General features: G+C 33.4%; 22 protein-coding genes. All 22 read right to left on the bottom strand.

Translation table 11 applies throughout. The features are described 5' to 3' along the window. Positions 1-557 precede the first annotated feature (557 nt). Positions 558-962, bottom strand: a complete 405-nt coding sequence (locus tag WFZ86_RS17965) for a hypothetical protein (protein ID WP_342693213.1) — start codon at positions 960-962, stop codon at positions 558-560. A 68-nt stretch (positions 963-1030) separates the two neighbouring features. Then, positions 1031-1567, bottom strand: a complete 537-nt coding sequence (locus WFZ86_RS17960; RefSeq protein ID WP_342693212.1) for a hypothetical protein — start codon at positions 1565-1567, stop codon at positions 1031-1033. Positions 1568-1727: 160 nt separating this feature from the next. After that, positions 1728-2192, bottom strand: a complete 465-nt coding sequence (locus tag WFZ86_RS17955; RefSeq protein ID WP_342693211.1) for a 2-dehydro-3-deoxyphosphooctonate aldolase — start codon at positions 2190-2192, stop codon at positions 1728-1730. A gap of 70 nt (positions 2193-2262) precedes the next feature. Beyond that, positions 2263-3531: an alpha/beta hydrolase gene (locus WFZ86_RS17950; RefSeq protein ID WP_342693210.1), complete on the bottom strand. Its 1269-nt coding sequence runs from the start codon at positions 3529-3531 to the stop codon at positions 2263-2265. A gap of 129 nt (positions 3532-3660) precedes the next feature. Beyond that, complete coding sequence (locus WFZ86_RS17945) at positions 3661-4137, bottom strand: hypothetical protein (protein WP_342693209.1); 477 nt, start codon at positions 4135-4137, stop codon at positions 3661-3663. Between the two features lie 533 nt (positions 4138-4670). Next, positions 4671-4973 (bottom strand): type II toxin-antitoxin system RelE/ParE family toxin, encoded by a 303-nt coding sequence (locus tag WFZ86_RS17940; protein WP_342693208.1) that lies wholly within the window; start codon positions 4971-4973, stop codon positions 4671-4673. Next, complete coding sequence (locus WFZ86_RS17935) at positions 4973-5218, bottom strand: type II toxin-antitoxin system ParD family antitoxin (protein ID WP_342693207.1); 246 nt, start codon at positions 5216-5218, stop codon at positions 4973-4975. The genes WFZ86_RS17940 and WFZ86_RS17935 overlap by 1 nt, the downstream gene beginning before the upstream one ends. Before the next feature lie 216 nt (positions 5219-5434). Beyond that, a complete protein-coding gene (locus tag WFZ86_RS17930) occupies positions 5435-5902 on the bottom strand; it encodes a hypothetical protein (protein WP_342693206.1) in 468 nt (155 codons plus the stop codon). 133 nt (positions 5903-6035) lie between these two features. After that, entirely contained in the window at positions 6036-6518 is a 483-nt protein-coding gene (locus WFZ86_RS17925) for a GNAT family N-acetyltransferase (protein WP_342693205.1), read from the bottom strand. 474 nt (positions 6519-6992) lie between these two features. Then, positions 6993-7508, bottom strand: coding sequence for a hypothetical protein (locus WFZ86_RS17920; RefSeq protein ID WP_342693204.1), 516 nt, complete (start codon positions 7506-7508; stop codon positions 6993-6995). 153 nt (positions 7509-7661) lie between these two features. Further along, the gene (locus WFZ86_RS17915; protein WP_342693203.1) at positions 7662-8075 is read right to left on the bottom strand and encodes a VOC family protein; all 414 of its coding nucleotides are present in this window, start codon (positions 8073-8075) and stop codon (positions 7662-7664) included. A gap of 190 nt (positions 8076-8265) precedes the next feature. Beyond that, positions 8266-8736, bottom strand: a complete 471-nt coding sequence (locus WFZ86_RS17910) for a hypothetical protein (RefSeq protein WP_342693202.1) — start codon at positions 8734-8736, stop codon at positions 8266-8268. 403 nt (positions 8737-9139) lie between these two features. Next, positions 9140-9838 (bottom strand): hypothetical protein, encoded by a 699-nt coding sequence (locus WFZ86_RS17905; protein ID WP_342693201.1) that lies wholly within the window; start codon positions 9836-9838, stop codon positions 9140-9142. A gap of 421 nt (positions 9839-10259) precedes the next feature. Further along, entirely contained in the window at positions 10260-10559 is a 300-nt protein-coding gene (locus WFZ86_RS17900; protein WP_342693200.1) for a superinfection immunity protein, read from the bottom strand. Positions 10560-10595: 36 nt separating this feature from the next. Beyond that, a complete protein-coding gene (locus tag WFZ86_RS17895) occupies positions 10596-11051 on the bottom strand; it encodes a hypothetical protein (RefSeq protein ID WP_342693199.1) in 456 nt (151 codons plus the stop codon). Positions 11052-11197: 146 nt separating this feature from the next. Beyond that, a complete protein-coding gene (locus WFZ86_RS17890; protein WP_342693198.1) occupies positions 11198-11326 on the bottom strand; it encodes a hypothetical protein in 129 nt (42 codons plus the stop codon). Positions 11327-11802: 476 nt separating this feature from the next. Beyond that, the gene (locus WFZ86_RS17885; RefSeq protein ID WP_342693197.1) at positions 11803-14061 is read right to left on the bottom strand and encodes a TonB-dependent receptor; all 2259 of its coding nucleotides are present in this window, start codon (positions 14059-14061) and stop codon (positions 11803-11805) included. A 137-nt stretch (positions 14062-14198) separates the two neighbouring features. Next, a complete protein-coding gene (locus WFZ86_RS17880; protein ID WP_342693196.1) occupies positions 14199-15410 on the bottom strand; it encodes a hypothetical protein in 1212 nt (403 codons plus the stop codon). Positions 15411-15443: 33 nt separating this feature from the next. Beyond that, on the bottom strand, positions 15444-16031 hold the full coding sequence (locus WFZ86_RS17875) for a type 1 periplasmic binding fold superfamily protein (protein ID WP_342693195.1): 588 nt from the start codon (positions 16029-16031) through the stop codon (positions 15444-15446). Further along, positions 16032-17279, bottom strand: a complete 1248-nt coding sequence (locus WFZ86_RS17870) for a GTP-binding protein (protein WP_342693194.1) — start codon at positions 17277-17279, stop codon at positions 16032-16034. Between the two features lie 13 nt (positions 17280-17292). Beyond that, complete coding sequence (locus tag WFZ86_RS17865) at positions 17293-18648, bottom strand: DUF3526 domain-containing protein (protein ID WP_342693193.1); 1356 nt, start codon at positions 18646-18648, stop codon at positions 17293-17295. Position 18649: 1 nt separating this feature from the next. Beyond that, positions 18650-20086 carry an ABC transporter permease gene (locus tag WFZ86_RS17860; RefSeq protein ID WP_342693192.1) on the bottom strand — a complete coding sequence of 479 codons (1437 nt, stop codon included), beginning with the start codon at positions 20084-20086 and terminating at the stop codon, positions 18650-18652. Between the last annotated feature and the right edge of the window lie 2 nt (positions 20087-20088).

Raw genomic sequence — 20088 nt, 5'->3', positions numbered from 1 at the left:
TTGTACTAACATCTAAAAAACCTTATAATTACAACTAAACATACCAAAAAAGGAGTAAAAATCCTAAGATTTCTACTCCTTTTATTTGTCAATTTACTCGGAAAAAGACTTTTTCAGTGGCCTCCTTCACCTGCAAGGTCTTTTTCCAGACCTTGTAGGTATTTTAACAGAGCACACCTACAAGGTTAAAAGAAACCTTGCAGGAAATCCGATAGTACATCCTTTTTTCGTGAAGAAGGATGTCATAAACTTGTAATGATTTACAATGTTTTCCTGCAAGGTCTTTTTCCAGACCTTGTAGGTATTTTGAAAGTAGCCTAAACCTACAAATCGGATTTGAATTTATATCGCATCAATAAAATAATGCTTATTAATTGATTGCACTAAAATCAATTGCCTCTCGCTTTAGCGAGAGGATACAATTATGAAGATGTAGAGGCTTTAGCCAAAACTCGTGTAGATTTTGGCTAAAGCCTCAAACTGAACTAACATTGGTGAATGGGCTAAAGCCCATTCCTATTCATTTTTTTGCAAACAACAGGAATCTTAACTAAGATTTATAAATCCTTAACCCCAACTTGCTTCATTATTTTGCGCGCTTCTTTAAATTCTTGTGGTGTTTTCACCTCAACCAAATCGCGTTTTTTTCCATTATTTAGTACAATGGCCAAGCGTTTTTTTCCAAAAAAGGAATATTCCTTTAGCCCTTTAATCGTGTTCACTGGAATTTTTTCTAAAGTCGTATTCTTTACCGTCAAATTATACAAGACCACAATAGATACCAACCCGAGAAAAATCCAAACCAATTGCATAAAACCCACATTGCTTATACTAAAAGTCGAGACATTCAGAATCGCGTTGAGTAAATTCAAAATCATCAAAAGCTTCAGTAAAAAATGGTGATTTTTCAATCCGTCTTGAATGACAAGGGTTTGATCTTGGGTGTTATAGTTTAATTTCATTGATATTGTTTATTATTTTTTTAAAATCCGTGATAATTGATGCTTAGATCATCTAGGTAATGTTTTTTTTATCCAACTCCGTTAATTCCAAAATCAAATAATTCCTTCGTTGTTAAGTTAATTTTTATTTCCCAATGTTTGCTACAACCATCAAACCAATTTTCCTTTTCTTTTTTCCAATTATCACTCTCATCTATCTGAAAACCTTTAATCTTTTCTATAACTGTGAGTTTGCTTTTATTAAAAGTTACGAAAATCACTCTTTCATTTTTTTCGTTAAAATAGCCAAAATATTGTCTTCTATAAATATTTAAATTCCTATGAATTACTGGGCAACCGCTTCCTTGATTCATTTTTTTGGAATTAATTTTTCGAATATTCTTTTCCAAAATATTTTCAGCAATTTTTATTTCCACAAGGCTCGGAGTAAATCTTTTCACATTCTGTAGACACATAAAACAAGCTCCATTTTCAGAGAATTTAGCACCAACTATTTGTCTGCGTTTTATTATTTCAGAATATTCTGTTGGTTTTTCAACCACTTTAAATTCTGAACTACAAGAAAATATAAAAAAAGTAAACAATAAAATAAGTGTCTTTTTCATACAGAATTTTAAAATTACTACCATACTAAATCAACTGTAAGAAGAAACAAATTATAAAAATTCTATTTATGGCTAAAATATAAACCGATGATTTACTTTTCTAAATCAAAAGTATGTCTTATCTAACTGTTTTTAACAGCTTCAAAAGTAATATGCTTTTTTATTCTTTAATTTTCGCTTTCAAACCTACTGGAATTTTCAAATCACCAGTATCGTATAAATTGATATAAATATCGATGGTATCTTTAGTACCTATTTCGGTTAAACGATAGCGATCTAACATACCTGTATTGTTTATAAAGCCATTCGGGGTGGCAAACGGGCAACAACTTCCCGCACGGAAATACATCATTTTTTTGTCATGGGGTCCGAACAAAGCGTTTAAAAAGCGTCTCTCGTTCAATGGTCCCGTATTGTCGTGAACACCGCCTACTTTGATTGGATTTGATTTATCATAACCATACGTTTTATCATCGCTCATTTCGGTTAACAAATACGTGTTATTATCAATAAGAGCAACAGGCTTAGTTCTAGTATCACCCACCCCTTTTTCTAGTGAAACCTTTGGTTTTTGGGTAGAACACGATAAAGTGATACCTATCAATAGTAAAAATAGTCTTTTCATAATTTTTTGGATTTAGATTATCAATCGTTTAATTAGTTTAAATAGGCTTTAACTTAATAATGTTGAAAGCTCATCTATTAGCAACTATAATATCTTTTATTACTTTCGTATCAACAGTGCCCTTAATTCCATATTCCTGAGGAGTGGATGGGCTTGTCCCAATCATAAACAAATGATTGAGTCCAGGATAACTGATACATTTTGCCTTTTTATTGTGTTTCACACCAGACTTCCAAAGTTCAAAATCCTTCATCGTGACTTGATAATCCCTTTCGCCTTGTACAATCAACGTTGGAATATTTACTTTTTGAATGTCTTTCAACGGTTTGTAGTCCAAGATTGATTTCCAATACGGAGCTGATAAGTCTAACGGTAGATTATCCTTGGTAGTATTTAAATGGAATGATTTTGAATGCAAATTTGTAATTTGTTGATTTATTTTTTCCCTTTCGGCTTTCATCTTGTTTGATGGATTGAGTAGGTATAGATAATCGAGTTGCTCTTGAATCAGCACATCCAATGGTCTTGCATTACCCGCCAATAGAATGATTTTTGAGATTTGGTTGGAACGAGTTGCAATTCGAGGCAATAAAAAAGCACCCAAACTGTGTCCCAAAACTATAATCTCATAGTCTGAAAATTGGCTATTACTTTTAAAATACTTAACAATGTTTAAAACGTCATTGGTAACTTCATCATCTATGGTACTTTTATCCGAAAAACTTTCAGGATTAGTATACGTTCTTTTATCAAAACGATAAGAAGCTATCCCATTCGCAAAAAGGCTTTCGGCAATATCTTTGAAAGGTTTGTTCTCAAAAATGGTTTCGTCTCTATCGTTGGGTCCCGAACCGTGAACAAAAAGGACTAACTTTTTTAGATTTCCGCTTTCGGGAATCAGAAGCGTTCCTTTCAAATCAATGTCATTGCTCTTTATAGTATACTCTTTCCCCAATGACTGCTGCGTTTTGAATTCTTTATGAGGCACAAAAAAGAAACCAATGATTTTACTTTTCTCATTAAAGGCTATTCTGATATCTAATTTCATCTTTTCGAAATCAGAATAATATGAACAGATTTCTTTTTCCTTATTGGTTTCTATAACCGACTTAAACTTGCCTAATTGCATTTCTAGCCTTTCTACTGTCTCTTTTAAAAGCGCTTCTGAGATTTTACTTTTTACCGATTCATCAAAAAAAGTATAGGCTCGGTTATAGTTTTTTTCGACCAACAATGAGGTTATAAAATCATTTCCAAGCGACAGCTTAGTGTCTTGAGTATAAGACAAAAGGGGTAATAAAGTAAAAAGTAAAAAACAAAAGGATAGAATTTTTTTCATGGGTTTTTGGTATTCGTTTATGTTGTGCAATAGGCTTAGCTAAGGAAAAAATTGGTTTTCAAAACAACTTTTCGCAGTATCCTTGGAGAAAGCTAAATTAGTTATTGTTGTTATGGCTTAGCTGTTCTGTTATTTATAACTTCTTCTTTTAAAATTGTATACTTCGCTAAGTTTTTTATCATAAATGTATGGCGATATTTTTGAAATAAGTAATGAATCTGTAATGTAAAATTTCTCGTTTTTTAGAATTACATAACCTGTATTTGGCTTACAATTTTTTATTGTCACACTATAATTAGAAACTATACTTGAGATTGTATCTTTTGGAGGTTTTACGACAAAGCTTTCTATAAAATAACATCCTTTGGGCTGAAAACTATTTAATACTAAAGTGTCATTGGTAATTATCCATTTCCCTTTTGAAATAGATTTCGAAATACAATTGTTTCGACTGTATTCAAATGTATTGTTAGAATTGATGGTTAATTGTCCGTCCAATGAATGCCATTTATGGATAAAATTATTTGAGACTACTGCATCTTTCTTTTCACAACTCAAAAAAGTAATTGAGAATAGGACAAGAATATTTAAGTATGCTTTTTTCATTTCATCGGGTTTGGGTTTAAAGTAAATTCATTTTTGGGATTTAACAACCCCAAAGCCTTTGGTTATTTCAAATTCATTGTTATTTGGTGAGGAACAATTATACAGAAAAACATAAATGCAATAAAAAAAAATCTGTTAGCAATTTCTTCATTACTAGCAGGGGAATCTCGTGATGGAAGATTTGGATATCTTTTTGTTATTGAATAAAAAATAAACAATAAAATTCTGCAATTAACTAAAGAATATAAAGGACATAAAAAGTCCAAATATTTGTAATTCTGATTAATAATTATATATGTAATCCCATAAATTGATAGTATAGTACAAAAAGACAAAATGATGAGAAATGATTTCTTTTCAATTAAAGATTTTTTATTAATTAAAAAAATAGCAGGAATTAAAGAATATGTAATTAAAAAAATCATTTGTATTTTAATTAGTTTAGACTTGTATTAATATTTTCCCAATTAAGTCAATTGTGAATAACTTTATAATGCTTTACATAGAAAATCAAGCTGTTGGCAAGTTGATTTTTATTTTTCTGCTAATCGGTTTTCAATATCCATTCTTTCGTGTAAAACCCTCACGACTTCAATTTCATTTGCTTTGCCTTTTTTAAAAAAAATCAAATGTGATTTTACTTTCGAGTAGCTATATGATTTTCTAATTTTACCAAAGTCTCGAGCCATTTCTAAATTATTGACGATATACTCAATTTCGTCAATGATTAAGTTGTAATATCGGTCTGCTTGTTCAACAGACCAATTTTCCGCTGTATAAATCCAAATGTTATTAATATCTTCTAATGCCTTTTCACTAATGATATATTCAGCCATTATTTTTGAAAATTAGCTTTTAGCATTTCAAGATTTTTATTGCGGTCAAAATCTTTAATTTTAGTACTCTTTTCACCAATTTTTAGTTCATTGATAAGAGATTTTGCTTTTATTTCTTCTTGTTCAAAAACTCTTAAAGCAGTTCTAACAACTTCACTTACTGAACTATATTTTCCTGTAGCAATTTGTTCATTAATAAAATTCTCAAAATAGTCCCCTAATAAGATTGATGTATTTCGTGCCATAATTTTTCTTTTTATCAAAGATACCAATAATTGGTATTAGTGTCAAATTTTTTCAAATTTTTACGCAAAGGTTACTGCTATAGTTTTGTTACTACAGCGGGTTAGCGTTTAAAGTAAGATTTTTTTCTGTTAGTGCTAAACTACTAAATACAAAAGCAACTTTCCATTAAGCCAAATGCCTAGCTTGCTTATAGAGTTCTATTGCGTCAAATTTAATTATTGAAATTCTATATCTAATACATCTCGCAATCTATTCAAACTCTGTTTTGACATTGCAGAAAAGAACAATCCTATAAAAAAGAACCTAATCATCAAAATTTGTCCAATTCCAATTAATATAAAAATTAAGATATCATTTGGTTTTTGTACTGTTTCAACTGTAAGAGCTATAATAGGTAATAGAAATATTATACTAAATAAGATTCGGAAAGCTTTATTTATTTCAACATTCACATATCCATTTTCGTTATCTATTTTTCCAGTCATTACACACAAAGCACCTTTTCCAATTTCCGATGAAATAATTTTAAACTCACCGTCTTTTACAATGCCTCGAAAAGATTTGTCTGTAAAATTGGACGTCATTTTTTCAGAAAATTCAGTTCTTCTTTCTAGTCTCTCGATAGTTTCTTCTTTACTGTCTAATAATTTAAATTTTAGTTCTTTTGTCGGGAATAATTCCATTTCGGTATTTTAAAATTAAGTATATCGTTTAACCCCTTAGCGATATGATCGAATTAAGGAAGCCTAAACTTTTGGTTTTGAACTGACTTTGCAAGTACAAAACCAACTTTAAATCAGGCTCAAATCCCGATATTTATACAAACTGTTCTTCGTCGTTTTTTAGGTTTGAAATTAATTTTCCGAAACATATCGCTTTTTCGTTGCCAACATATTTTCCATAATTTGGTATTTCTTTGTATCCTTTTTTTAAATAAAAAGCACAGGCTTCTTGATTTAATCTTCTCGTTTCTAACCAAATTTCTTTGTACGCTAATGCTCTTGCTTTATCCTCAAGGTAATCTAATACTTTTCCTCCAATACCTTTTCTACTATACTTTGAAAACATTCTTTTCACTTCTGCTATATCACTAGAAATTGGCCTAATAGCACCACAACCAACAACTTCGTTTGCCAAACTTGCTTTTACAAAAACCGATTTAGTGCTTTGTCCATCCCATCCTTGAAATGAATTTTTACCTGTATCACCAAACCGTTTTCCCAATTCTGATGATAATTCTTCAATTAGAGGAATCACCTCAATATCTGTTGGTGCTGTTTCAATAATTTGTATTGTCATATAAATTTTGATCGTTAAATTTCAATATCTAAAATGCTTTATTATATGTGTCGTTATACAATAGCAACTAACATCAGACTATAAAAAATCTCCGCTTATTGTTATTCCAAAAATAGGCAAATTACACAACACAAGAAAGAATAAGGGGTATGTATTGAAATGCGAGTACTATTATAATCCTTCCAATAAACACTAGAAAAGCAGTTATGAAAATAAAGTGTTTGATATTCGGGTTTATTCTTGTTGCTGCTTATTGAGTAAATACAGATTGCAAACGTACCAAGTTCTCTAAAAACAGCTTTCAATGACTTGAATTACTTGTTTTTAAGCTCCTTGTTTTTTTTAAAACAACTTAAAACCAAAAAATAAACCTCGCTTAAATATCATTAAACGAGGTTATTTTTTATGCTTATCTTGAAATTTTATTTTTTTAAGAGAGTTGCGCAACTGCTACCTGTGTTTGCGGCTGATGTTTTAAATTTCATTTTCCGATAAATCCTTTGCCAAACTTGCCATTTTAAGTTTTCTGTATCTCATTACATAGTTTAAGTCCGATGTGTTATCTATCATTAGTTGTCTGTTGTAATAATTTATGTGCTCAAGAATACCAAAAACGTTTGCAATACCTGCCCAAAACATCAAATTCTCCGTTTTTAATGTCCAATTGGTAATGTAAAGTTGGATCATAAATATTAACGGTATTAAACCTATCATAAAAAGGTTGATTTTTTTTGATTTTCTAAAAAATATTAGATTCTTATTTAGGTCAAATGGCTTGCCAGTAAGTCTATTAAGTTTTAGCTTCCAATAATGTTGCCCTTGAAATAATATAAAAATGCAAAGAACCAAACCATATAGAAGAAATATTATATCTTGAAATGAATTAGTAAAAAGCAGATAGATTGCAATTAATGGAAAAGTCAAAAATGCATGCATCCTTTCCATTGGATAATACCGATTCAATCTTTTAATTAATTCTTTTTTACTCATTTTTAAGTTTTTTTATTCAGTGGGTTTTGGACTAAATTAAGCTCTATTTTTCAATTTGCCAAATATACCAAAAAAGTAAAACCATTTTTTATTAAGCCAATTGTCCAAATCTTGTCAAATACTTGTCAGCAGTTCGTTGTTTTCTGTCTAAATTTATTTTCCTGTCATTTTTTTAAATTTTTCAATGTCAAGAAATATTATTCCCCAATTATGTCCATCTGGATCTTCGATATTTCTAACTTGCATAAAGCCTTCATCGATAGGTTCTGTCGGTTCTGTTCCTCCTCCATTTAGACCTTTCTGCATAATTTCATTTACCTTGTCTAAGCTTTCTACAGGAAGTGTAAATGTTGCTATTCTATTGTTTTTAGAATCTACTATATTTTTCTTTTCTCCATTTTTAGACATTTCTATTGTTTGAAGCATTACATAAATTTGGTCACTCCAAACCATACACTTTTGGTCGTCAAAAGTAAATAATGGATTAACTGTAAAACCTAATGCTGTGTAGAAATTCATCGAATTTTCAACATTTTTCACAGGTAGATTGATAAATATTTGTTTCATTTTATATTACTTACTGTTTATTCTGTTGTTCATTTACTAGTACCTACAAAGTCTAGTACTTCATGGATTAAACTCACTTTTTGGATTTGCAACATCTAGAGCATTCTGGATCCAAATACAAAACCAGCTTTAAATTAAGCCAATTGCACAAGTTCGCTGTAGTAGATATTATCGGCTGTCGTTCTTAACGTTATACTATTTCAGCTTGTCCGATTTGTCTAGCTCCTTCGTTTATCCACCAAATTCGCCCTTTTTCTAAATACTTTTCAATTGGTTGATTAATTAGAAAGCGAACTACAACTTCACGTTCTTCTCCAGGTTCAATTGTCGGTTTGCCTTCAAAAATTATTTCGCCAATATAAGTTTGCATTAATTGTCCTTTACCGTTGTATTCAAAAACGTGATTTGGTCTGTAACCACTAATAAATCCAGTTTTTCGTCCTCCTTCTTCTGTCGATTTGAGTTTCAACTTTGCTTTGATGTTCAACATTTCTCCAAAGTTTTCATATTCTAAATCTCTTATGCTTGTTAAAGTATATTTGTCATAAGCCATTACATCAAAAACTTTAGATTGTCCCGTGTCAAGCCAACGTTTGTATATGATATTTCCATTCATATATAAATACAGTTCATTACCTTCTATTTTCTTTAGTATTGCCATTGTGCTTATAATTGCCACTAACGTCAGTTTGTCTCAAAACCTCCGCTTATTGTTATCCCAAAAGTAGGCAAAATTGCATCACGCGAGAAAGAAAAGGGCTATGTTTTAAAATGAGAGCACTATTATAACTCTTCCAGTAAACACTAGAAAAAGGAGTTCTGAAAATAAATTATTTGACTGAAATTATGAGTATTGGGAGATTATTCTAGTTCTTGCTTATTGAGTAAGTACAGATTGCAAAAGTGCCAATTTTTCTAAAAACTACCATCTATAACTTAAGAAACCTATTTTTAAGGACTACAACAAAAATAAACCTCGCTCAAATATCCTTAAACGAGGTTGTTTTTTATAGCTATTTTGAAAGTTTAGTTTTTATAGAGTTGTTATGTTCTAGGCAGTTATTTCAATATTCCTTAGCAACAGATGCCACCATATTTTTGTTGAATCCCATCGCTTGAATATGTCTTATTGCATTTTCATTCGCTAGAAAAGTCAATTTGGGAATATTTTTTAACGGACAAAAACATTCATACAAAATTGTCCCCATGCCAACAAAATTAGTCATATCAATAACTACTTCATTCGTGTGTATTACTTTATTAATTGTCGCTGTCAATGCTTCTTTTTCATGGATAGAGAGAGAGCCATAGATTCGTAACCTTAGAGGTTGCTCTTCAAAAATTTTAACTGGTAAATTATTTACAAAATACCCTTCAATATGCTCAATATAGTTAACAAAAGATTGGTCGAAAATATATTTCTGAACGGTTTCAAAAAAGTTATTTACTAACATCAATTCATTAGTTCCATATTCTGGACATATAAATTCGTGTTGTTTGGAAATTCCATTTTCAATAATTGTACATTTAAGCCTAACACCGTCAAGAATAATTCTGTTTTCTTGAATAGCCTCAAGGACTATTTTTTTAGTGAGACGTTCAATTTCATTAATAGTCTCCGTGTTGTCAACTTTGATTTCCCATCTTTTTTTGTCTGCTGAGTTTATCTGAAAAATCAAATTACAAAAGACTGATTGTCTGTCTAGTTGAAAGTAACATGAAGAATTAAAAGAAGGATGTATTTCTAATGTAATCGTGGTCATTTCGATGTCAAATTGTTTATAACGTCAGCCTGCGAAAAAACCTCCGCTTATTGTTATCCCAAAAGTAGGCAAAATTGCATCACGCGAGAAAGAAAAGGGCTATGTTTTAAAATGCGAGCACTATTATAACTCTTCCAGTAAACACTAGAAAAAGGAGTTTTGAAAGTAATTATTTGACTGAAATTATGAGTATTGGGAGATTATTCTAGTTCTTGCTTATTGAGTAAGTACAGATTGCAAAAGCGACTACTTCACTAAAAACTACCATCTATAACTTTGGAAACCTATTTTTTAAGGACTACAACCAAAAATAAACCTCGCTTAAATATTCTTAAACGATGTTGCTTTTTATGTTTATCTCCAAATTTTACTTTTTTAAGAGAATTGTGCGACAGCTACGTGTATTAGCCCTTCGGTTTTATCATCCTCTCAATATATATTTTTTTTCAGCTTCAAACTCCTCTTTTGTTAATGTTCCATCATCATGCAATTCCTTTAATTCTTTTAGCTTTTCGGAAACACTTTTTTTATTGTTGTTTACAATAATCGTTTCCTTCTTATCGTTAGAAACTGCCCAAATTATAGCTACAATCCAACCGATAGCAGTCCAACCTAAAAATAAATTTAAAAGAAATATTGAACCAAAATTTCTATGACTATAACCAATTATACTTGGTAAAAAATATAATACTAATATTAAAATAATTCCTATAAATTCCATAATTTATTTTTTGTTTAAAATTTTACTGATTTATTACTAATCTCCTTTTTTATATTCTTGAATATCTTGGGAAGAATCACTAAAAGTTGTAATTATTTTCAGCTTTTCGTTATTTTCTTCAAAACTTATTTTTTCATCATATTCTGAATTTCTCCATCTTCCGCCAATATTAGCCCAAAGGACTACATTACTATCAAATTTAACCTTATATTCAAACTTCTGCCTGTCAGATTTTCTAATATAAAAAACGAAATACAAATCTTTATTTTTAGTTGCTTTGACTATTTTTGTTGGTTGTCCCATTATAGAAGCTATTGTATATCTTGCAACATCTTCATAAGTGAAATTTTTTAAAAAGTTTTCTTCAACTTTAACAGTTTCCACTTCATTTTTTGCTTTTTGAATTTGTTCTTGTACAATTTCATTATTTTGTCCACCTTGTTTACAATTTGTAAACATAATTACAATTAAAAAAGTAATAATAAGTTTCATTTTCATTTGGTCTTAGTTGTTTTTTTACGTTCTGCCGTAAACTAACGGCTAATACTCTGGGTAATTAATGAGTTTTAAATTAAGCTTAATCTTCGAATTTGCCTCATCATTCAAATACAAAAACAACTTCCTACTAAGCCTATTGACTAAACTTTTGGAACCGTTCCTAATTTAAAATTATCATAATAATTTAAAGCTAGCAGTGCAGCTTTTACTTCTGAATTTTTAGCACTAACATCATTCGATATTAATTCGTTTGCTACTGTTGTTCCCATTTTTAAGAATTTAATTTTTGGAAAATTACAATTACTAAATTCTACATTATTACGGTTTTCCGTAAAACAGCTATTTTTTTTAAAATATAAAGATTTTCTAAAAATTCACATTTTGAAGTTTCGTTTAAAACTTATTTATTCAAAAACAAAATCACTAGCAACCACTTTTTTTGGGGTAAGTTATATTTAATATATACCAAACGATGTTTCTTAAATATATACAATTTTCACTACAACCCTTTTTATTTGTTTATGTTTTTGTTTTGGGATGATTTCAAAATCACGTAATTGAATTCGACAAACACACACCCCCAGCCCCTCTCCAGAGGGGAGCGGTCCCTGCAATCATTGGAATTTAGTACTTAAAAATTGGAATTTTCTAGTGCTAACGTTCCTAGCCCTGATGGGAACGGCATCCTGTGGCTCTGGGGTTCAGAGCCACAGATATAGTGGACAGCAGGATTAGCTCCTAAACATTAATCCAAATGCCATCGCAAGCCCACAAAAGCACGAATGCCTTGGTTGGGTCCGTAGGCATAGGTCGGGTCGAAGGTGAGTGCATAGGGATTGTCGGGAGTGGATTGTGCAACGCCGTTGCTATCGAAGGTGACTTGCTTGTCGAAAGGGTCATTGGCTCGTGCAATCAAAAAAGGATTACCGCGATTGGGTGTCCAATTCAGGAGGTTTTTGACGCCGCCAAACAACTCCAAGTTGTGGAATTTCTTGTACGTGATTTGAATGTTTTGAATGCTGTACGGCAAGGAATACTCGCGACGCGGATCGAGGGGCGACAACAAGGGCAAACGCATACTGCCAGTATAACTTCCGGTATAATCCAAACTCAGGAACCAATTGGGGATTTCGTAGCTCAAGGCCCAAGACAAACTGACTTTTTCGGTAAACAGAGGTACAAAACGACGGCCTTCTTGCTCGGTCAACGGATTGAAGTAACTACCGCCCAAAGTCCCTCTCACCCCAAACGGACTGACCCAATCTAAGGAAATACTACTGCCGAAAATTCTAGAAAAACCATCGAGATTGGCATAAATAATTTGGTTGGGATTCGTATCATAATCGGCAATGATGCGGTTTTTGAAATGGGTGTACCAAGTCGAAGCTTCGAGGGTGAGCACGCCCGCTGTATTGGTATCGAATTTTTTGAGGTAATTCAGGTTGGCGGTATACGAAGTTTCGGGGTCTAAATTGCCTTTGAGCACCACTTCCCGAGCTCCCGAAAGCGCTTGATGGTCTTCGGTAAACAAATTCACCACTCGGAATCCTGTTCCCAAATTGAGTCTCAAAATATCGGTGGCGGTGGGTTTCCATTTCAGGGCAAGACGAGGCGTGACGATCGAGCCGTGCGCTGGGTGGTAATCGTAACGCGCCCCAAGCAGCAAACCCGTTTGTTCCGAAAGTTTGATATCGTCTTGGAGAAATCCACTGTAAATAGCGGTTTGGGAGGAAGTGGCCGTAGCGGGCGTGTTGTCGTTATACCAAGTAAAGCGCGCCGCGGCACCGAACAAAAGCGAATGATTTTTGAGCTCTTTGTCCCAAAGGTATTGCCCAAACGCAATTTTTTGGTTCGCCAAAAAAACGGAAGTACCATACACCGAGTTTTGATCGTGGCCCACCATCGAAAATTGCAGGCTCATTTTTTCATCCAAAGGCAATTGGTACTTGCCTAAGATTTCGTAGCGAGAGGTGTAAATGCTTTCGCCATAGACTTGATCGCCGCCGCGAAAGCTGGAATTCCACTGCATTTCGCCACCCCAACGGTCTTCATACAAATAACGGGCGACTAGACTCATTTCCTTTTTGGAACGGCGTTCAAAATGCCAGCGGCTAAAAAAGGAAACTCTTTTCTGCAAAGCAATATCCGTAAAATTATCGCCGTTGTTATCGACTGGATGGTCATTGTAAAACGTACTGAGCCCAAAAAGGGCCTTAACATTTTTGCCAATGTTGGTGCGATAGCCCAAATCGAGGCTGTTTTCTAACCAAGAAGTGGTCATCAAGTCGGCGGTAAATTGTGGGGCGTTTTGTGGTTTTTTAGTAATGATATTGATGAGTCCACCTACCGCCTCGCTCCCATACAAACTCGAAGCAGCGCCTTTGATGATTTCGATTTTGTCGATCATCGCATTCAGAATTCCAGACAAACCATACACCGTTCCCAAAGCACTCACTATGGGCATGCCATCTATCGTGACCATCGTATAAGGGCCGTCCAACCCATTGATCCGAATATCACCCGTGTTACAAACATTGCAATTGTTCTGTGGACGCAAACCGTTGACGTTTTGCAAGCCTTCAAAAACAGAAGCGGTGGGATTTTGTTTCAAAAAAGTAGTCGAAATAATTTCTACTGGCACTAGATTTTCTAAGCGACGCACGGCTTTCATCGTACCCGAAACGACTACTTCGTCGAGCAGTTGTTCGTTCGTCACCACATTTATTTTTAGTAGCTGCTTAAAATCCGCACTGCTGATGGACTGCGTATGGGTTTTGATTCCGATAGCAGCAACGCGAAGCATGTACCGTTGTAGCGGCAATTGAGGAATTTCAAAAAAGCCCAAACTATCGGTTTGAGTTCCAAAAGCAGTGCCTACAATGTCTATCTGCGCTTGTGGTACGGGTTGATTTTCGGAGGTGACCTGTCCGCGCAGCGTGGCTTTTTCTTGTGCTAAAGCAAGAGATAACGAAAAGAAAAACAAACAGCTATATAATAATTTCATTAGAGTAAATAATATTTTAGACAAATCTAAAAAATAATTTTATATTAACTTAAAAAAAACGGCTCAATAAAATTGAGCCGCTTCTTACCCAAAAACTAACCAAATTCGGGATTTACAACAAAAAAAAAATTATGATTTTAATGATCTCCGCTATTCTCAAAGCCTACAATAGATAGACGATAAGGAGTATTAGAGACTTTTATTTTTTTAGTAGTTGCGCTATTTTTTGTACTAAAGATTTGCAATTCGCCTGAAGCAGGAGCTGTGATGTAAACGAATCGTTGTGTAAACTCCATTTGAGGTTTTTGAGTAGAAGCTTTGTCAGTAGCTGCAATTAGATTTCTCTCAGAAGTAGCAACAGCAAGAGTTGCAAGATCATAAGCAATGAAATTACCGGAGTGCAACAAGATGCCTAGCTTCTTAGTATCGTAACTCACTTTACATTGCATAATATCAGTACTTTCAAAAATAGGTTTTACCGTTTTATTCAAAACATTGATGAGATAAGCTCCTTTTGCAGCTGTGTAACCTACAAAATTTCCTTTGGTTGCAGTTTCTAAAATTGTACCAAACCATGCTGTTCCAAAACCATCAGGATGAGGAATAAGAAATTGTTGTCCTTTGTTATCTACTACAAGAATCCCACTTGCGGAACCAAAAACAGCATAGTCACCATCCGATGCATTACCATGAATTCCTTTGGTAGCAATACTTGAAGCAAAAAGTTCTTTTCCTGTTTTATCTATAACTTTAACACGTTCTGGCAACACTCCTGGGATAGAATTGTCTTTCTCGGTGATAGCGTAACTTCCATTAGAGAAAACGGCCATAGCCCCATGATGTGCTTTTAAGCCAGCATTAATAATTTTCATTTTGGCGCCGTTAGTATGAATTTCTGATTCACTTGCAACAGCTAGTGTACCATCACCATCATTGAAAGTCAAAATTTCGCCATAGTTACTTTTGAAATGAGTCGGTTTTGAAGCAACTCCCGTTAAGGCTCCAAACTTTGGAGTTCCTTTGATATCAACATGATCGCCATGAAACTCAAGACCAGTATCAAAGGTTTCTGTCAGATCATTTTCTCTGTGAATGATTCCCGCAAAACGACCCGACTCCGTGGTGTACAATGCCGATTTAGGAAATTTAGCTTCAAAAGAGGTAGTAGTATTCAAAAAAGGATTGACCAAAGTCAAAGCGGTGCTTGTTTCATCAGAAACTAGAATACGCAAATATTTATATTCTGTCAAATTTTCATCTACTGTTTCAGAACTATCATCATCTGAACAGGATTGAACAAAAAAGGACAAAGCGACAACAAATAAAAAGCGAAATACATTAATTTTCATTACAATTGATTATTTAAAATAGGTTAAGGTTGATTATTCGACGGTTATATTAAAATCGACTTGAGCGTCTGTGGCTCCTCCAGCATTGGTTATATCGCCAATGGCTACATTTGGAGCACTCTTATTGGGACCATGTTTCAGTGTAACCCGAAGTACACCAGTTGCTGCCCCTGTTGTTTTAAAAACAGATTGTAAGCCCAACGGCATTCCTTTGGTATCAAAATTTGATTGAGTAGTTGCATAAGTTAATGGATTCAAGTTCCCCGTAGTTTGGTAAAACATTTGGTGCTCAAGCGCCTCTTGTTCAATCTCTCGCGTGATGTCAATGGCAGGATTAACTAACTCATTTTTAAAGGTTATCACTCCATTATACGTTTTTGCTTTTTCAAAAGCGCTGCTCACGGTTATCACTGGTGCATTAGCCCCTTCTCCATCTAAATCTTTGAATTCTAAAACCACATTCTTCCCTCCTTTTTCAGGGGTAAAAACTAAGCGTACTGTTGTAATAAATTCAACTTCATTTACTGGTTCAATGGGATCGTCAGCATTACAAGCTCCCAAAAGAACAATACTTAAAAAAGCAAATGCTTGTCGCAAAAAGCGTTTTGTATTCTTATTCATTTAATTCAGATTTTCGTTAAAAACAGCTGTAGGCGAACTACTTGTCGTGGTTCTTGGAATTGGAAAAGGATCTTTGTTGGAGAAAAAACCATCTTGCAAATCCATAATTTCATCGGGAGTACACAGACAACTGTCTAATTCTTGACGAATTTCAACTTCATTCAGACCTATTCCTATAAAAACCAATTCATTCAGACGGTCTCCATAGGCTCGGGTCCATCGTTCTTCAATAACCTCTTGAAACTCGACAAAATTTGAAAACGTCATGCGCTCGCTCAAAGGCATACTCGCCCACCAAACACCGGCACCTTCGGCTTTCATAGAACCGCCTGCTTGACTCCAGTTGATGGCTTGTTCGGGTCTGGAAGCGATCCAAAACAAGCCTTTGCTACGAATGATTGTTTGCGGAAAATCTTGGGTGATGAAATTCCAAAAACGATACGGATGAAACGGTTTTTCGTTTCTAAAAACAAAAGAACTAATGCCATACTCTTCTGTCTCTGGCGTGTGAATACCTTCTAATTCTTGCATCCAACCCGCTGATGTTTCGGCTTCTTCAAAATTGAATAAACCGGTATTTATGATTTCGTTTGGGTTAACTTTTCCTAATTCTGAAAAAATAATTTTAGCAACGGGATTTAGTTTTTGAATGGAGGCTTTTAGAATTTCCAATTGCTTTTGGGTAACCAAATCGGTTTTGTTCAACACTATCACGTTAGCAAATTCTACCTGATCAACCAATAAATTTACAATGGTTCGATTGTCATTTTCGATATTGGTGGCTTTGATATCTTCTAAGGTTTGGGCAGAGCCAAAGTCTTTGAAAAAGTTAAACGCATCAACCACAGTTACCATCGTATCGATATAACTGAAACGAGATAAATCAATATTTTCATCTTCATTGACAAACGTAAAAGTCTGCGCCACCGGAATGGGTTCACTAATTCCTGTACTTTCGATTAACAAATAATCAAAACGATTTTCTTTGGCTAGTTTTTCTACTTCGAGCATCAAATCTTCCCGAAGGGTGCAACAAATACAGCCGTTGCTCATTTCAACGAGTTTTTCTTCTGTTCGAGAAAGCGTCATTTCGTCTTTGATTAAACGGGCATCTACATTGACCTCACTCATGTCATTGACAATTACTGCGACTTTTAGTCCGTCTTTGTTATGCAAAATATGGTTAAGCAAAGTGGTTTTTCCTGCTCCTAAAAAACCTGATAAAACGGTAACTGGTAATTTTTTCATTGTTTTTTTTGTCTTAAAAAGATTGCTTTTTTGTGTTTTTAAAGTTCATCCAACCTAGCATAATCAATATCAAATTGAAAATTAGTAGCGGAAAAATGGATTTCAAGAAATGGATTTTTGAAGTATCATTAAAAGTTTCTACTTTAAAATTCTCCCATTTTTCTTGATTTACAGGAGCGTTATCAAATATTTTTGGATAAAAATACAAACGCAATTTTTCATGAAATTTCTGGGTTTCTTTTAAGAATAAAAGCTGGTTTCCTAAATCAGATTTGGCAATTTCATTCAGTTGTATTTGGGTGTGCAAACTGGGTATAAATTGTGCTATAAATGCCCCAAGCTCATTTCTTTGTTGCAATTTGGTTTCTAATTTTTTTGACTCAATTGCCGATTCATCATCGCCCATTTGTTGCATCGCAAAATACCAAAGCCAGCTGAATTTAGTGTCAGGCAAAACATAACTTTTAAATTGTGGATAATGCTGGTAGAATTTTTCCATTGTAGCTTTTTTATCCATATCCCATTTTTCATGATAGGCATTTCGTTGTTTTAGCGCAAGCTCAAAAGCCTCTGGAACGGGATATTTATTTACAAGGTATGAATTGATTGTTGCTGGCAAAATGATAATCAAAAACAACCAAATGCTTAGTAAAATTACAGCGTTGAAATTGGAATTTTTTTGAAGTGAAACAATATAAAAAGAAACCACAAACCAAAAAAGTAAGTATAAAATACTCAAAAGGCAAAAGGTAAAAAAGGATGGATCTAATGGGATTTGTAAAAAAAGAACCGCAACAAAAAGTAAAATTATCAATAACAAAACAAAAGTTAAAATCCTGATATAAAATAATTTAAGAACATATACAAACGTATTGTTACTTTGGGTAGCTACGATTTTCCAAGTCCCCGATTCTTTCTCTTCTGAAACAACATTGTACGTAAAAGCAATAATCAAGAGCGGAAAAAGATAAATGAGAACAAAACTAAAATCGAGGTTCCCTAACAGTAAATTGTTTGGATTATTTAATTCCGAATCGTATTTCTGACCTTCTAAAGCGCGAATGTTTACACTTTGAATAGACGGATTCACATCGCGCTGCCCAATTGCTAAAGCGTTTAATGGAAGCGTTTGGTTTACCAATGAAAATTTGATGTAATAGAGCAGCAGCCCCATTTCGTCTTTATGAAAAGTTGCATTTCTGGCAATATGTTCTTTTTGATAGCTTGCTGCTTCTGCACTATTTTGTTTTTGTTTTTGTTGAAACTGGTGCCCAATCAAAAGACTTATAAAGCCGATAAGCAACAAAAAAAGCAATCCAATTTTTGTTCCTTTTGATCGTATGAAGTTTTTAAATAATAAGTCTAACATATTAAATGGCTTTTAGATTTTTTATGGCTATTTTAATAAAGAAAAAAAGCAAGCCCATCCAGAGAATAATGGAAATAATAGAAATGACTTCGCTTTTTAAAACATCCCAAATCCCTTTGGGTTCATAATGAAATTCCTGTATGTCTGCCCAATGACTTTTATCAATTGCATCTGGTTTGCTTTTATCATTACTGATGTGTTTAATCTGTAATCTATTCATTTTTTGTGCCATGGTGTAGCGATACGCTTCGGCTTGTTTTTGAAAATCGATATACGAATCATAATCGGTATTAGACAATCCCATCGATACATTTTTGATAGCGATATATGGATTTATAAATGAAACTATTTTTGAAAAACGGTTCTGTTTTTTATAAATCTCAAGCAAGCTATCAAGATGCTTGTTGTAAATATTTGAACTTATTTTTTCGCCTTCGGTCATAATAAAACCAGAATAATTGAAAGGCAATTTTTGAATAGAATCTACTTTGTATGCTCGGAGCAATGAATCTTTTATTGCTTTATAATGTACATCATTGGGGTTGTGGCTGTCTCCTTGTTTGAGAATGTCTTTTTCAATATCGCTGTTGAATTGTATTTTTGAAGGAGCTTCATAAACATAAGCACCAATGGCTTGGGTTGTTCTTGGCAGAATTATGGTAAAAACCAACCAGATTCCGATTAAGGAAACCAAGGCTTTTTTTGATGTTTTGCTTGAAGCAGAAATTAAAACAGCAATGGCACAAAAGAAAATCAAATAGATAAAATGGAAGCAAACAAACAATAGCATTTGGATTGTTTCATCTATTGAAAGGGTAAAATTTTGGAGTAAAAGCCAAATAAAAACCAAAACAAGTAGCGTTGGAACAAATAGCATCATCATAACAGAGGCTACACCTAGAATTTTACCCAGTAAAAGTTGTTTCCAGCTAATTCCTTGACTCAAAATCAATTTCAATGTTCCGTTTTCTCTTTCGTAAGCAACCGAATTAAAACCCAAAAAGAAAATAAGCAGCGGTAACAAAATTTGTAAAACCATTGCAACACTTATTTCTCCAAAACGAAGCATACTGTTAGAAAAACCTGCTTCCGAGAAATTAGCTGTATTTTGCTTATGAGCTTCCAGAAATAGAACATTTCCAAAATAGGATTCCATTCCAAATTCAAAAACACTTAACAAACTACTTTCACGAAAAGCAAAGTTTCCGTAATGTGCCATTCTATGTGGGTTTTTATCAGGGTTTTTCAACCAATCTTCTCTTGATTGGTGTTGGTATTTTGTACTACTTTCATTTTGATTGGTATAATTTTCCCAACCCGTAAAAGCCGCGTATAACAACAAAATACCCACAAAAAGAAAAATGAAATAAACAGCCTGATTTTTAAAAACAGTTTTTCTAAAATGTTGCGCTATTACATTTTCTACAAATAATGACATAA

Origin of the sequence: Flavobacterium polysaccharolyticum, assembly GCF_038739875.1 — a bacterium.
In the GTDB taxonomy this organism is placed as follows: domain Bacteria; phylum Bacteroidota; class Bacteroidia; order Flavobacteriales; family Flavobacteriaceae; genus Flavobacterium; species Flavobacterium polysaccharolyticum.
This window is presented reverse-complemented; position numbering and strand designations above follow the sequence as displayed.

Excerpts from the sequence above, each read along its gene's own strand:
- WFZ86_RS17940 (WP_342693208.1), bottom strand. The coding sequence starts at position 4,973 with ATGGCTGAATATATCATTAGTGAAAAGGCATTAGAAGATATTAATAAC.
- WFZ86_RS17955 (WP_342693211.1), bottom strand. The coding sequence starts at position 2,192 with ATGAAAAGACTATTTTTACTATTGATAGGTATCACTTTATCGTGTTCT.
- WFZ86_RS17960 (WP_342693212.1), bottom strand. The coding sequence starts at position 1,567 with ATGAAAAAGACACTTATTTTATTGTTTACTTTTTTTATATTTTCTTGT.
- WFZ86_RS17910 (WP_342693202.1), bottom strand. The coding sequence starts at position 8,736 with ATGGCAATACTAAAGAAAATAGAAGGTAATGAACTGTATTTATATATG.
- WFZ86_RS17900 (WP_342693200.1), bottom strand. The coding sequence starts at position 10,559 with ATGGAATTTATAGGAATTATTTTAATATTAGTATTATATTTTTTACCA.
- WFZ86_RS17945 (WP_342693209.1), bottom strand. The coding sequence starts at position 4,137 with ATGAAAAAAGCATACTTAAATATTCTTGTCCTATTCTCAATTACTTTT.
- WFZ86_RS17870 (WP_342693194.1), bottom strand. The coding sequence starts at position 17,279 with ATGAAAAAATTACCAGTTACCGTTTTATCAGGTTTTTTAGGAGCAGGA.
- WFZ86_RS17890 (WP_342693198.1), bottom strand. The coding sequence starts at position 11,326 with ATGGGAACAACAGTAGCAAACGAATTAATATCGAATGATGTTAGTGCT.
- WFZ86_RS17915 (WP_342693203.1), bottom strand. The coding sequence starts at position 8,075 with ATGAAACAAATATTTATCAATCTACCTGTGAAAAATGTTGAAAATTCG.
- WFZ86_RS17925 (WP_342693205.1), bottom strand. The coding sequence starts at position 6,518 with ATGACAATACAAATTATTGAAACAGCACCAACAGATATTGAGGTGATT.
- WFZ86_RS17920 (WP_342693204.1), bottom strand. The coding sequence starts at position 7,508 with ATGAGTAAAAAAGAATTAATTAAAAGATTGAATCGGTATTATCCAATG.
- WFZ86_RS17965 (WP_342693213.1), bottom strand. The coding sequence starts at position 962 with ATGAAATTAAACTATAACACCCAAGATCAAACCCTTGTCATTCAAGAC.
- WFZ86_RS17880 (WP_342693196.1), bottom strand. The coding sequence starts at position 15,410 with ATGAAAATTAATGTATTTCGCTTTTTATTTGTTGTCGCTTTGTCCTTT.
- WFZ86_RS17865 (WP_342693193.1), bottom strand. The coding sequence starts at position 18,648 with ATGTTAGACTTATTATTTAAAAACTTCATACGATCAAAAGGAACAAAA.
- WFZ86_RS17935 (WP_342693207.1), bottom strand. The coding sequence starts at position 5,218 with ATGGCACGAAATACATCAATCTTATTAGGGGACTATTTTGAGAATTTT.
- WFZ86_RS17885 (WP_342693197.1), bottom strand. The coding sequence starts at position 14,061 with ATGAAATTATTATATAGCTGTTTGTTTTTCTTTTCGTTATCTCTTGCT.
- WFZ86_RS17950 (WP_342693210.1), bottom strand. The coding sequence starts at position 3,531 with ATGAAAAAAATTCTATCCTTTTGTTTTTTACTTTTTACTTTATTACCC.
- WFZ86_RS17875 (WP_342693195.1), bottom strand. The coding sequence starts at position 16,031 with ATGAATAAGAATACAAAACGCTTTTTGCGACAAGCATTTGCTTTTTTA.
- WFZ86_RS17860 (WP_342693192.1), bottom strand. The coding sequence starts at position 20,086 with ATGTCATTATTTGTAGAAAATGTAATAGCGCAACATTTTAGAAAAACT.
- WFZ86_RS17895 (WP_342693199.1), bottom strand. The coding sequence starts at position 11,051 with ATGAAACTTATTATTACTTTTTTAATTGTAATTATGTTTACAAATTGT.
- WFZ86_RS17930 (WP_342693206.1), bottom strand. The coding sequence starts at position 5,902 with ATGGAATTATTCCCGACAAAAGAACTAAAATTTAAATTATTAGACAGT.
- WFZ86_RS17905 (WP_342693201.1), bottom strand. The coding sequence starts at position 9,838 with ATGACCACGATTACATTAGAAATACATCCTTCTTTTAATTCTTCATGT.